The sequence below is a fragment of the Psychrobacter muriicola 2pS genome, from assembly GCF_904846535.1.
Taxonomy (GTDB): Bacteria; Pseudomonadota; Gammaproteobacteria; order Pseudomonadales; family Moraxellaceae; genus Psychrobacter; species Psychrobacter aquimaris.
Genome location: NZ_CAJHBC010000003.1, coordinates 66406 through 78897, shown reverse-complemented (window position 1 = coordinate 78897; position 12492 = coordinate 66406). Strand labels below are relative to the sequence as shown.

The 12492-nt window shown below is 44.5% G+C and carries 13 protein-coding genes and 1 pseudogene; 5 read left to right on the top strand and 9 right to left on the bottom strand.

The features are described from left to right. Nucleotides 1–51 precede the first annotated feature (51 nt). The 7 genes and pseudogenes from JMX93_RS05085 to ilvA all read right to left on the bottom strand — a co-directional run bounded on the left by JMX93_RS05085 (nt 52) and on the right by ilvA (nt 6103). Nucleotides 52–834, bottom strand: coding sequence for a YdcF family protein (locus JMX93_RS05085; RefSeq protein WP_499204053.1), 783 nt, complete (start codon nt 832–834; stop codon nt 52–54). After that, nucleotides 815–1921 (bottom strand): UDP-N-acetylmuramate dehydrogenase, encoded by a 1107-nt coding sequence (gene murB / locus JMX93_RS05080; protein ID WP_499204280.1) that lies wholly within the window; start codon nt 1919–1921, stop codon nt 815–817. Before murB ends, JMX93_RS05085 begins: the two co-directional genes overlap by 20 nt. Nucleotides 1922–2055: 134 nt before the next feature. Beyond that, the gene (locus JMX93_RS05075; RefSeq protein ID WP_499204052.1) at nt 2056–2553 is read right to left on the bottom strand and encodes a low molecular weight protein-tyrosine-phosphatase; all 498 of its coding nucleotides are present in this window, start codon (nt 2551–2553) and stop codon (nt 2056–2058) included. 206 nt (nt 2554–2759) lie between these two features. After that, entirely contained in the window at nt 2760–3200 is a 441-nt protein-coding gene (locus JMX93_RS05070; RefSeq protein WP_193012275.1) for an RNA-binding S4 domain-containing protein, read from the bottom strand. A 124-nt stretch (nt 3201–3324) separates the two neighbouring features. Continuing rightward, nucleotides 3325–3999 (bottom strand): FMN-binding negative transcriptional regulator, encoded by a 675-nt coding sequence (locus JMX93_RS05065; protein ID WP_499204051.1) that lies wholly within the window; start codon nt 3997–3999, stop codon nt 3325–3327. A gap of 29 nt (nt 4000–4028) precedes the next feature. Then, nucleotides 4029–4175 (bottom strand): annotated as a pseudogene (locus JMX93_RS05060) (excalibur calcium-binding domain-containing protein); the annotation flags it as partial. 374 nt (nt 4176–4549) lie between these two features. Next, on the bottom strand, nt 4550–6103 hold the full coding sequence (gene ilvA, locus JMX93_RS05055) for a threonine ammonia-lyase, biosynthetic (protein ID WP_499204050.1): 1554 nt from the start codon (nt 6101–6103) through the stop codon (nt 4550–4552). Nucleotides 6104–6298: 195 nt separating this feature from the next. Here ilvA and JMX93_RS05050 point away from each other — a divergent pair, with 195 nt between their 5' ends. The 5 genes from JMX93_RS05050 (at nt 6299) to rpiA (ending at nt 10091) form a co-directional block, all read left to right on the top strand. Beyond that, the gene (locus JMX93_RS05050; protein WP_499204049.1) at nt 6299–6673 is read left to right on the top strand and encodes an ArsR/SmtB family transcription factor; all 375 of its coding nucleotides are present in this window, start codon (nt 6299–6301) and stop codon (nt 6671–6673) included. A 124-nt stretch (nt 6674–6797) separates the two neighbouring features. After that, complete coding sequence (gene arsC, locus JMX93_RS05045) at nt 6798–7202, top strand: arsenate reductase (glutaredoxin) (RefSeq protein ID WP_193012279.1); 405 nt, start codon at nt 6798–6800, stop codon at nt 7200–7202. Continuing rightward, nucleotides 7192–7929, top strand: a complete 738-nt coding sequence (gene arsH / locus JMX93_RS05040; RefSeq protein WP_443214569.1) for an arsenical resistance protein ArsH — start codon at nt 7192–7194, stop codon at nt 7927–7929. The genes arsC and arsH overlap by 11 nt, the downstream gene beginning before the upstream one ends. 67 nt (nt 7930–7996) lie before the next feature. Then, nucleotides 7997–9307: an arsenic transporter gene (locus JMX93_RS05035; RefSeq protein ID WP_198331545.1), complete on the top strand. Its 1311-nt coding sequence runs from the start codon at nt 7997–7999 to the stop codon at nt 9305–9307. A gap of 124 nt (nt 9308–9431) precedes the next feature. Beyond that, a complete protein-coding gene (gene rpiA, locus JMX93_RS05030; protein WP_443511094.1) occupies nt 9432–10091 on the top strand; it encodes a ribose-5-phosphate isomerase RpiA in 660 nt (219 codons plus the stop codon). A 115-nt stretch (nt 10092–10206) separates the two neighbouring features. On the opposite strand, the gene argF is transcribed toward rpiA, so the two are convergent. Continuing rightward, nucleotides 10207–11124: an ornithine carbamoyltransferase gene (argF, locus tag JMX93_RS05025; RefSeq protein ID WP_193012283.1), complete on the bottom strand. Its 918-nt coding sequence runs from the start codon at nt 11122–11124 to the stop codon at nt 10207–10209. Between the two features lie 189 nt (nt 11125–11313). After that, a complete protein-coding gene (gene alr, locus JMX93_RS05020; RefSeq protein ID WP_499204048.1) occupies nt 11314–12420 on the bottom strand; it encodes an alanine racemase in 1107 nt (368 codons plus the stop codon). Nucleotides 12421–12492: the final 72 nt, after the last annotated feature.

Below are 12492 nucleotides of genomic sequence, written 5' to 3'. Positions count from 1 at the left end.
TTTGCTGAGTTCTCAGAAGATATTTAATTGGCTACCTGCTTGTATTGAAATCTATTCATCAGATTTTTTTGCGGCGTTACCTCTTGGGGTTAACAGCTGCTGTGAAGTCACGTCGTTGGCATGACGACAATCTACCTGCGGACGTATCACATCGCGCAAATAAGCGGCAACCTCATAAACAGCCCGCCGTGAATGACTTAAGTTCTGCGCAGGCTTCATCCAGTCACGGCTTACAGGTAAGGGGGCGCTGAGTGGTGTGCTATTGATACCGTTTAAGGCAAACTGTCTACGAGCACGCGCCATATGGTAGCTGTCAGTAATGAGATACACGTGACGCAGTGGAATACGTTTGGCGGTAAAACGCGCATTTTCGCAGGTATTCATACTGGCATTTTCGCTTATCAGCCCATCAATGCCATGCTCAAGGAGCCATTGACCGAGCCACGGCGCTTCAGCACCGCTTAGCACAATAGGTAGGGGTAAGTCGTGATAAGCGCTGGCAGCGGTACGGGCGCGGTTAAGACTATAGCTATTAAGAATAATTTGATTGTCATTATCATTGGTTAGTCCGCCGCCTAATACCACATAAGCGGTAGGCGGTGAGCTCAAGGCAGCAGAGGGTAGGCTGGGTAATGGCAAAAGCGTAAATAGATAAACAATCGCTTGGGAAAACAGCGGCGTAAACAGGCTGATGATTACTAAAATAACAGTTGTTGAACCAAGTAAAAAGGTAATATTAATGATGCGAAATAGCTTGATCATACGCTCAGCTGAACGCAAGTAATAACGCCATAGTCGCTTAGATAATAACCGCTTAGACCACATGCTCTTCATACCCAATAGAGCCATCAGTATTTACCCAAACTGGCTCACGCGCTAACTGAATCGCAAATTTTTCATAGACCGTATCGGAGATATGTCGTTGGGCATCTGCTACATCGTCTTGAGTGGCGTAATAAGGGGCGTGATTGGTCAGCACCAAGGCTTGCTGCTGATGGGTGACAATTGGTGCAATACCACCACCTTTCAAGCCACTCTGTTCAATCAACCATCCTGCCGCAACCTTTACCAGGGCATCAGGTATAGCATAGCCGACGATAGTAGGGTAGATCGATTGTAAAGCAGTAAATTGCGATTGAGGAATAATGGGGTTTTGAAAAAAGCTACCACAATTTGGCAGCTGCTTGGGGTTAGGAAGTTTTTGTTGACGAATATTGATAATCGCGTGCATCACATCCGCAGGCACTGGCTGCGTACGACCGTGTTGCTCGGCATAGTGTTTTGCAACGGTTTGCACATCACCATAGCTGGCTAGGATTTTGGTTGCATCGGTATGTAGTCTGAATCCAACGCAGCTGATTAACCAGGTATTAGGCGCACGTTTAAATATGCTGTCACGATAGCCAAACTCGCAGTCGGTGGCTGTGAGATGATGCCAAGTTTGAGTGGGTAAGTGATAGGCTCGCACATACTGTAAGCAGTCTTCTAATTGGACACCATAAGCACCGATATTTTGTACGGGTGCAGCGCCAGTTAGACCGGGTATCAGCGCCAGATTTTCTAGCCCGTACCAACCTTGATTGACCGTATATACCACCAAGTCATGCCAGTTTTCGCCTGCCATCACTGCAATATCGACGTGGCTATCTGTCTGAGCGGTTAGGCTGATACCTCGCATTTGGGGCTGTAATACGATAGCATTCAGGTGCGCTGGCAATAACACATTACTGCCGCCAGACAACACAAATAGCGGCTTGTTTTGCGCTATGTCTTTTGCATGATTTGCCATAAAATCGTCAAGCTGTGCTTCAGCCGTCAGTGTCACGACAGTATCCGCGACACAGGCTAAGGCCATGGTATTACCATGTGACAAATCGACTAATTCACGGGTCAATAAGCTCGCTGGCAAATCAGTTGTCATGGCAAATTGAGTACTAGAGTCCAAGCGTGAAACTGAGGTCATAACATAGCCTATGTGGCAGATAGATAATGAATTACACAGTGTTTATTATAAAGGATGCAAGACATAAAGGTGGCATAAAGTTAACTTTATCGTTAGCAAGCTTTCCAGCTTTCAATCCACGCTTGTGCGCTTGACTCAATACGTTCAATCACTTCTTCAAAGTCATCGCCATCGCCTTTATAAGGATCTGGCACATCGTCACCGCCATAAGTAGGATCTTCTTCACTAAATAAAGCCAACTTGGCCAAATGCTCCTCTGTGTCTGTCAAGCTGTCCTTGATGGCTTGTAAATCAGCTAAATTCTGTGTATCCATTGCTAGAATTAAATCAAAATTACGAAAGTCATCGGTACTGACTTGGCGGGCGACCAGTTTGTTGATTTTATAACCATGCGCTTTTGCATGGCGTTGCGAGCGAGTGTCAGGCGCATGACCAATATGCCAGTCACTTGTCCCTGCTGAATCTACTTTGATTGACAATCCAGCAATCGCTGCTTGCTGACGAAAGACTTCTTCAGCCGTTGGCGATCGGCAAATATTTCCCAAACAAACCAATAATACAGAAGACGGAGTACAGGTTTTCATCAGCATAATATGACCTTGTATAACAAAAAAACATGCTATAAGAGACCGCCATGTTAGTGCGGCTTTTATTAGCATGCAATTAATTAAGTAAATCGGCTGTCAGCCTAACGGTTAATGCCTTGAATGGCAAGGGTAGAAGCTAAACAATACGGTCATTTGCTCACGGATTTTTGACGATATTATTTATAGCCTAAGGTAGTGCTGTGACCAGCTTACTCTTGTTTGTGTTTAAAGCGTTGAAGATCACGGCGCTCTTTTTTATTGGGCTTATTATCAGGCCGTGCAAGATTGGCAAGTTTACGCTGCTCAGCATAATAAGCGCGGCGCTCTTCGCTTTCCTCAGTTTCTGAATACAAAACTTCAGCGGCGAGCGCATTACCACGTTGCGCCGTTAGTGCCTCAACGACGACGGTCTTTTCAGTCATGGCAGTGGCTGAGCCTTGACGAATCTGTAGTTCATCGCCAATCATAATCTCTTTACTTGTCTTTACGCGACTACCCGCATAATGCACCCGTCCGCTTTCGATGGCTTCTTTGGCAAGGTTGCGAGTGCGATAAAATCGTGCTGCCCACAACCACTTATCGAGACGCATACGCACGACATCAGGTTGGCTATGGTTAGGCTGATTGTGGTTTTTGTTGTGTTTACTCATCAAAACCTCATAGATATCCATAAAGTAAGATAATAATAATGGTGCTTTTTTTGCAAATTGAAAGAGCCATGCGCTATCAAAATGTTTAAAAATAGATTCTTATGGTGAAGCAGAAAGGCTCGTCTTAGCCATTATTCTGATTGGCAACTTTCACAGCCATTTCTGCCGCATCATTTGTCTTCAACTGCGCTAAACCATTAATCACACCTGTGATATTTTCTACGGTTTTATTTTGGCTTAATTTAAATTGGGCTTGTATAGAATCGATGGGCAGCTTAAAGCCAATAATCCCTCGGCACATCGCATCGATATAAGCAGCAGGTGCCTCATCTAATGACCAAGGATGGTCGGATAGCACCTCTTGCTGCGCAGTCATGGTTGCTAATATCCATTTCAGCGTATCGGCGTCTTCAAGCAATTCAATTTTAGATTGAATATGGACGCTTTGATAGTTCCAAGTGGGCACTTCTTTATGAGTTCTGGCTTTGCTAGGATACCAGTTGGGGCTGATATAGTGTCCAGAATCTTGAAAAATAATTAACCACGAAGTATTTGGTAAGGCGTCTTGATAAATAGGGTTTTTACGACCAAAATGACCGTAAAGATAGCCGTGCTGAGCATTAGAGTTAATGTCAGAACCAACATCAGGCATAAAATTATCGTTATGCCAGAATAGCGGTATATGGCAGGCTTCGATGCCATTTTTAGTTTGAGCAACCAAGGTCGCTAAGGGATTGGCTGCGATAAATTTCATAATGTTTTCTAGGTTTTCTTCGGTAAAAATGGCAGGAGTATGCATGCTATTCTCAGTTTATGTTTGATATAAAATCAGTGACACCACTGCTGCTCACATGGAATACCATCATTGTTACCATCCATTTTTGTATTAGGGCAGTGTTGTATAAAGTAAGTGGCTTCTGCGCATGACGTCATCTGAGAGCAATGCTTTCGGCCATCACAGGTAAAGCTTGCTGCTGAGCCTGATAACGTGAGTACTGGTTTTACTGCCGAGACTGATGTTGACGTTGCCTCTGAATCGACGTACGTTGGCGGTATGTCATCCAAATCAGTTGAGGTAAAAGCAGCGTCAACTGGATTATCAGTTGCAGCGTTAGTAATAGGGTTGCTGTTGCTGGTCGTGTTTTTAGGTTGCAGCATCTTATAACCCACAAGTGCTAAAACCAGTAATAATACAAACATCAATATCTTTTGAATCACGGTTTACCACCTAATCATGGTCGCTATAAATTAATGAAAGTTACCAACGAATAATTACTGTTCATTCATCAATGGCCGTTTTTTAGTGATTAAAAAATGGCCATTGATGTATTGATAGTCGACGTCTATTTTTATTTCAAAAATAACTGATAGCCGATATTATCATTGAGCATGGTGCAGTCATAGCCGATATCGAGTAACGCGTCTTGTAATTGACGAGAGTTACCCTCAGACGCTTGCAAACCGACCAATACGCGACCTTCGGCGGCACCATGATTGCGATAATGGAACAAAGTGATATTAAAGTCATCACCCAGTTTTTCTAAGAAAGTCAACAATGCACCTGGACGCTCTGGGAAAACCACACTTAATAACTGCTCGTTTGCGACCTGTGCATGACCACCAATCAAATGGCGAATATGGGATTTGGCGATATCATCATCGGTCAAGTCATGCGCTGTATAGCCATCAGCTGCCAATTGGGTACGAATGGTTTTACGCTCTTTGTCGCCTTCTTTTAGCGCGATACCGACGAATATTGATGCAGGCTCCATAGAGTCAGGTGATTTTTTACTATCGGCACGGTAGTTAAATTCAGTGATGTTACGTCCGTGTAAGCTGCGGCAGAAATTTAAGAAAGCTCCCGTTTGTTCAGGAATCGTCACGCCAAAGATGGCTTCTTTTTTCTCACCAATCTCAGTGCGCTCAGCGATATAGCGTAGGCGGTCAAAGTTCATATTGGCACCACAAATGATACCGACGCAGTTTTTACCTTGTAGATTATGGGCTTCGATATATTTCTTCATGCCAGCAACGGGTAACGCGCCCGCAGGCTCAACGATGCTACGGTTTTCTTCAAAGATGTCTTTCACCGCAGCGCATACTTCATCATTGGTACAAGTCACCACGTCCGGCTCGACTAAAGGACCTGATTTATCACTTTTTTGCAGGCGAACGATATCAAAAGGCAATTCGCCGATTTGAGCAACCGCCACGCCGTCGACGAACAGTCCAACTTGCTCAAGCTTAACTCGCTCATTGGCTTCAAGCGCTGCTTTAAGAGAAGCTGATTGCTCAGATTCTACAGCAATGACTTTGACATGCGGCGCAACTTCACCTAAGAATGCCGCGACACCTGAGATGAGACCACCACCGCCAACCGCGACGAATACATAATCCATATTGCGCCATTGCTGGGTTAGCTCAAGACCAATGGTGCCTTGTCCAGCAATGACCAATTCATCATCATAAGGTGGAATAAAGGTTAGACCTTCTGTTTCAGCGCGATTGATTGCATAACGGTTGGCTTCATCGAAGCTATCACCATACAAATCAACATTGCCGCCCAGTGCTTTAACCGCATCTACTTTAATGTCAGGGGTGGTGGTCGGCATCACGATGATATTGTTTAGGGCAAGTTTACGGGCAGAATAAGCAACCCCTTGAGCATGATTACCCGCTGATGCGCAAATGACGCCGCGTGCTTTTTGCTCATCACTTAACTGACTAATTCGATTGTAAGCGCCGCGTAATTTAAAGGACTTGACCGGTTGCAAGTCTTCGCGTTTAAAGCGAATGTCATTAGCGAAACGTTGGGTCAGCTTGGGTGCCGCTTCAAGTGGTGTTTGAATTGCCACGTCATAGACGGTGGCTTGCAAGATGGCTCGTACCCAATGTGACAGCATAATGTTCCCTAATAAAAAGTGTGATTGAATAGAAAAATTAAATAGATTAGCCTATGCTGATTTTGATGGTCTTGCAAGACTCAATTGCAGTTTTTATAGTGATTTTAAGATTTGATGAAAGATGGGGTTGGTTTTATTTCAATATTTTGTCCAAGAAGTATTGAATGATTTTTATATGTCTGTATTATTGGACATATGGAAATAACTAATGCTATCGCAAGCTTTGCTGCGCTCTCTCAAGATACTCGTCTAAAAGCTTTTAGGTTGCTTGTCAGCCAAGAGCCCGTTGGTCTGCCAGCAGGTGAAATTGCTCGTCAACTGTCTGTGCCGCACAATACCATGTCAGCCCATTTATCGGTGCTGGCTCGAGCAGGGTGGGTGGTGTCTCAACGGCACAGCCGCCATATAATTTATCGTGCATCACTAGCACATATGGAGGGGGTGATTCAGTTTCTATTGCAAGATTGTTGTGCGGGACACCCAGAATTGTGTGCCTCGCTCATGGAAAATCTGAGCAGATGTGAGCGTGCTAAACCTGCTGATGCAGACAGTCTTTCAAACAACCAGTAAGCCCATAACTGATTTAACAAACCTCTTTATTACTAGGGCGTGTCCTCATTTTTAGCTCATTTAGTCAATTTCGTTAAGATTGACGACATACCCTGAGCATACTCATAAAATAGGTAAAATTACTATGACATCATTGATTTTTCACAATCCAAAATGCGGTACTTCTCGCAATACGTTAGCTATCATGAAAGCATCAGGCGAAAATCCAGAGGTGATTGAATATCTTAAAAACCCACCAAGCCGTGATTACTTAGTTGAGCTCTTGGCAAAAATGAACCTTTCACCAAGAGAGCTGTTACGAAGCAAAGAGCCTGTCAATGATGAACTAGGATTAGACAATCCTGAACTGTCTGACGATCAAATCATTGATGCGATGATTGCCCATCCTATTTTAATCAATCGTCCTATCGTGGTCACGAATAAAGGCGCCGCATTATGCCGCCCATCAGAACGCGTATTTGAGTTATTAGACAATCCAGTGGGTAGCTTTACTAAAGAAGATGGGGAAGTGGTTCATTATGGCAAATAATACAGCAGATTTGGATGTGATCGATTTGCCCAATATTGATGCAAGTGCAATACAAGCGATTGATATTGAGTCTTTAATTGGTACACATGACCCGCGCCATCCCCCTAAAATATTGGTGTTATACGGCTCTCTACGCCAGCGCTCATTCTCTAAACTGGCAAGTGAAGAAGCGAGCCGTCTATTGCGTTGGTATGGTTGTGAGGTTCGAACATTTGATCCGACGGGGTTGCCATTGCCTGATGCTGTTGATGCAGATCATCCAAAAGTACAAGAGCTGCGAGAGTTGGCGCAGTGGTCAGAAGGTATGCTGTGGGTGAGCCCAGAGCGTCATGGCAGTATGACCAGTATTATGAAAGCACAAATTGACTGGATTCCATTATCATTAGGCGGTGTACGTCCAACCCAAGGTAAAACTTTGGCAGTGATGCAAGTTAGCGGTGGCAGCCAAAGCTTCAATACGGTCAACCAATTGCGCATTCTGGGTCGTTGGATGCGGATGATTACCATACCTAACCAATCGTCTATTCCTAAAGCTTTTTTAGAATTTAACGATGATGATCGTATGGACAAGTCTCCTTTGTATTTGCGTCTCGTGGATGTTTGTGAGGAGTTGGTGAAATTCACTTGGCTGACTCGTGGACGCTCAGCCTATCTAACAGACCGCTACTCTGAACGAGTAGAAAGCGCTGAGGAGTTGTCGCAGCGCGTCAATCAAAAATCACTCTAATTTATCCGCTCATAATTCATTTTCTAATACTTGCTCTTATAATAATTAAGCCTAGAAAGGTTACTCAATGCTTGCATTAACTATCTTTATCGTGACTTTGGTTTTAGTGATATGGCAACCTAAAGGACTGGGTATTGGCTGGAGTGCGATGGGTGGCGCATTGGTTGCCTTGGCTTTTGGCGTGGTACAGCTCTCCGATATTGGAATTGTGTGGGACATCGTTTGGGATGCGACTTTTACCTTTGTGGCACTTATCATCATCTCGCTTATCTTAGATAAAGCTGGATTCTTTGGGTGGGCAGCGCTGCATGTGGCCAGACTGGGCAATGGGCAAGGACGATTATTGTTTCCCATGATTGTGATTTTAGGCGCATTTATCTCGGCGTTCTTTGCCAATGATGGGGCAGCATTACTACTGACCCCGATTGTCATCGCTATTTTGCTGCGACTTAAATTCTCACCACCATCCGCTTTGGCGTTTATCATCGCGACAGGCTTCATTGCTGATACTGCAAGTCTGCCGTTAGTTACCTCTAATCTGGTCAATATTGTTAGTGCCAATTATTTTGATATTGGTTTTGGCCGTTATGCAGCGGTGATGATACCAGTCAATATCGTGTCTGTATTAGCGACGCTTGCCGTGTTATGGGTAGTCTATGCGCGGCACATTCCAAAACATTACTCTGTGGCTGAACTAAGCGCACCAGAGTCCGCGATTGAAGATCCGCTTGTCTTTAAAGCTGCCTTTCCACTGCTCGCGTTGCTACTTATTGCCTACTTTACGACGGAATCATTGGGCATTGCTATCTCATTTGTGACAGGAGTGGCTGCGCTATTGTTAATGGCTATCGCCGGTCGCTGGTGGCAAGGGGGTCGTGGTGCCGTCGTTTCTGTATCCGATGTTCTGCGTCATGCGCCTTGGCAAATTGTATTATTTTCCATCGGCATGTATTTGGTCGTTTATGGTTTAGGTAATGCAGGGTTAACGGCCTATGGTGCACAAGTATTGAATTGGTTGGGGCAGCAAGGTGCTGTAATAGCAACATTAGGGACAGGATTCCTCTCTGCTATTGTAGCGTCTATCATGAATAACATGCCATCGACCTTAGTTGGTGCACTGGCGATTGATAGTGCTCAAGTACCCGTTGCTACTCGAGAGCTCATGATTTATGCCAATGTGATTGGTAATGATTTGGGGCCGAAATTTACGCCTATCGGTAGTCTGGCAACTTTATTGTGGCTCCATGTATTGGCAGAAAAGGATTATAAAATCAGCTGGGGGCAATATATGAAAATTGGACTGCTTATTACTCCGCCCGTACTATTGGTCACGCTACTGGCCTTGGTTTTTTGGTTGCCTTATCTGTCTACATTTTAAAAGTTGAGTGAATGTCTTGCGATTAGCGTGGCTATTACGCTGACATCCATCAAACTCATCGGGTATAATAGCGGCGCATTTTACCTTTTTTAAAACGATACGTTTATTCTGCCAAGGATTTATGATGAGTGATCAGCAAGCACAAAAGCAAGCCGCAGCCAAAGCGGCTCTAAGTTATATCGAAGATGACATGATACTTGGAGTAGGCACAGGCAGTACAGTCAACTGTTTGATTGAATTATTGCCGACCGTAAAGCTTGCTGGCGCGGTGGCTAGCTCACAGGTCACTGAAGACAAACTTCGTGCCCTTGGTATCGAGATTATTGATTTGAACTTTGCGGGTACGCTTGATATTTATATCGATGGGGCTGACGAAGTCAATGAGCATTTGCAATTGATAAAAGGCGGCGGTGGCGCGCTCACTCGTGAAAAAATCGTGGCAGCTGCTTCTAAGAAATTTATATGCATGGTTGATGAGAGTAAAAGTGTCGAGATACTCGGCCGCGAATTCCCAGTGCCGATAGAGGTGTTGCCCCAAGCCCGCTCATATGTCGCTAGACAATTGGCAAAAATGGGCGGTGAGCCTGTTTATCGTGAAGACTTTGTGACTGATTATGGTAACGTCATCTTAGATACTTATGATTTGGACGTTAGTAATCCAATAGCGCTTGAGCAGCAACTGAATAATATCGTTGGGGTCGTGTGTAATGGTATTTTTGCTGCTAACCAAGCTGATGTATTGCTTAAAGCAAGTAGCGGTGGGGTCGAGACGTTGATGCGTTAAATGGCTCGTTAGCTGAGTAATAACTGTCGACTGACAATTAAAAAGGCAGACCATACTAAATGTGGTCTGCCTTTTTTATACTTACTCTTTAATAAATAGGTTACGACTATATTTTTTAAAGTTTGATTTTGTCTTGTAATAAGAATTCCATCAAGGCTTTTTGTGCATGTAAGCGGTTTTCAGCTTCATCCCATACCACTGAGCGTGGGTCGTCAAGCATATCATGAGAGATCTCCTCACCACGATGCGCGGGCAGACAGTGCATAAATACCACTTCAGGATCGGCTTTATCTAATAGCGATGGCGTTACTTGATAAGCGGCAAAACGGCGCGCACGAGTGTTTTGTTCAGACTCTTGTCCCATGCTTGCCCATACATCAGTGACAATTAAGTTTGAATCTTTCGCTGCCTCTTGCACGTTTTCGACAATACTGACGCAATGCGAGAAACGTTTCATCAGCTCAGGGTCAGGCTCAAATCCATAAGGAGCTGCTACTCGTAGCTCAAAGCCAAACTGATGAGCCGCTTGCATATAGGATGCGCACATATTATTGCCATCACCGACCCAAGTGACGATTTTATTTTCTATACTACCGCGATGCTCATAATAGGTTTGCATGTCAGCTAGTAGCTGGCAAGGATGAAACTCGTCAGTTAAAGCATTAATAATAGGAACGCTTGAGTATTCAGCAAAGGTCTCAACTTTTTCGTGACCAAAGGTACGAATCATAATGATATCGACCATGCTCGATATGACACGAGCGGAGTCTTCTAGTGGCTCACCACGCCCAAGCTGGGTATCATTTGGCGATAAAAATATAGCACTACCACCAAACTGACCCATACCCGTCTCAAACGAGATGCGCGTACGGGTTGAGGATTTTTCAAATATCATGCCAAGCGTACGACCAACAAACGGCTGATATATCTCGCCTGCGTGTTGCATCTTGCGCAATTCGCTGGCGCGTTTTATAAGGTTTTCTAGTTCTTGTTTGGTTAAATCAGATAAGGTCAAAAAATGGCGCAAACTCATAGTAATCCTAGCAGTCGATCGCAGTCAGTGAAACGTCATCAGTCTTTAATAGTATCGCGTCAGTGCGTATACTGGGGTGACAACAAACTTTTAGTATAGCGCAATTAGGCTTAATGTAAATGTCCAATTTGCCGTGATTTATCAGTCTGGCAAACAGTTATTAAATGGATAGCGATTAGGTCAGCATAATTATACTTGTATACGATTTGGGCGATTGCTTAGGCGGCATAGTAGCTCGTAGCTAATCGTACCTGCATGTGCGGCGACTTCATCGACGTGCGGTGCATCGCCCCACAGTATTACTTTGCTGTCTAACGCAATGTCTTCTGGCGTGGTACTGATGTCAATGACAATCATATCCATTGCCACCCGTCCAATGACTGCGCATCGGTAGCTTTGATTGTTGGTAGTATCGATAACAGAAACATAGGCCTCATCGCTTACGACACGAGGGTAGCCATCACCGTATCCAATGCTCACCAGAGCCGTTCTAGTGTCTTTCTGCGCTGTCCAGCGACTGCCATAGCCAATAGCATTGTCTGCATGGACTGTTTGCAGGGCGATAATTTGCGCGCTAAAATCCATCGCTGGCTGTAAGTCTAACTCATGCGCGCTTTTATCAATCACAGGGGCGCTACCATATAAAATAATGCCGGGACGCACCCAATCATAATGATGCTCTGGAAAATTAACGATACCAGCAGAATTACATAATGAGCCTTGGATATCTGGGCTAATGGTTGCTTGTAAGGTGTCTAATACCTCCGAAAAACGTTGTATCTGCATCGCATTCAATGGATGAGCACTATCATCAGCATTGGCAAAATGCGTTGCTAGTATCAACTGATATCCGGCTTCATGCAGGCGCTTAGCCGCTGCCATAACGCCTTCAGCATTGAAGCCTAAACGGTTCATGCCAGTATTGTATTTAAGCCAAACCACTCTGGTTACACTATTGGTTGGTGGAATATTCTCTAAAGCCCACTGCAATTGCGGTGCATGGTGAATCACGCAGCTAATATCATGCTCAATGGCTTGTTGCCACTCATCAGCGGTAAATGCACCTTCAATCAAACCAATGGTTTTGTTCCAGCCCAACTGCCGAGCTTCCAGCGCTTCAGTTAGGGTGGCGACGCCGATACCATCTGCCATTTGCAATGCTGGCAACACTGCAGCCACGCCATGTCCGTAAGCATTGGACTTGACCATAGCAAGGACTTTAGAGTTTGGTGCCATTTTCTTAACTTGGTTTAAGTTGTGAGTAATGGCTTGTGGTTTGATTGTGATAGTACGCATAATTGGCTTCTTTATAAGTAGAATTATGAAGTTATAAAGCCAGTACCGCATCAATCGGGCTAATGCAGCACT

Coding starts and splice junctions, on each gene's coding strand:
- arsH (WP_443214569.1), top strand. CDS start 7,192: ATGGCAAATAATACAGCAGATTTGGATGTGATCGATTTGCCCAATATT.
- murB (WP_499204280.1), bottom strand. CDS start 1,921: ATGACAACTGATTTGCCAGCGAGCTTATTGACCCGTGAATTAGTCGAT.
- arsC (WP_193012279.1), top strand. CDS start 6,798: ATGACATCATTGATTTTTCACAATCCAAAATGCGGTACTTCTCGCAAT.
- rpiA (WP_443511094.1), top strand. CDS start 9,432: ATGAGTGATCAGCAAGCACAAAAGCAAGCCGCAGCCAAAGCGGCTCTA.
- JMX93_RS05075 (WP_499204052.1), bottom strand. CDS start 2,553: ATGCTGATGAAAACCTGTACTCCGTCTTCTGTATTATTGGTTTGTTTG.
- JMX93_RS05050 (WP_499204049.1), top strand. CDS start 6,299: ATGGAAATAACTAATGCTATCGCAAGCTTTGCTGCGCTCTCTCAAGAT.
- JMX93_RS05035 (WP_198331545.1), top strand. CDS start 7,997: ATGCTTGCATTAACTATCTTTATCGTGACTTTGGTTTTAGTGATATGG.
- ilvA (WP_499204050.1), bottom strand. CDS start 6,103: ATGCTGTCACATTGGGTACGAGCCATCTTGCAAGCCACCGTCTATGAC.
- argF (WP_193012283.1), bottom strand. CDS start 11,124: ATGAGTTTGCGCCATTTTTTGACCTTATCTGATTTAACCAAACAAGAA.
- JMX93_RS05070 (WP_193012275.1), bottom strand. CDS start 3,200: ATGAGTAAACACAACAAAAACCACAATCAGCCTAACCATAGCCAACCT.
- alr (WP_499204048.1), bottom strand. CDS start 12,420: ATGCGTACTATCACAATCAAACCACAAGCCATTACTCACAACTTAAAC.
- JMX93_RS05065 (WP_499204051.1), bottom strand. CDS start 3,999: ATGCATACTCCTGCCATTTTTACCGAAGAAAACCTAGAAAACATTATG.
- JMX93_RS05085 (WP_499204053.1), bottom strand. CDS start 834: ATGAAGAGCATGTGGTCTAAGCGGTTATTATCTAAGCGACTATGGCGT.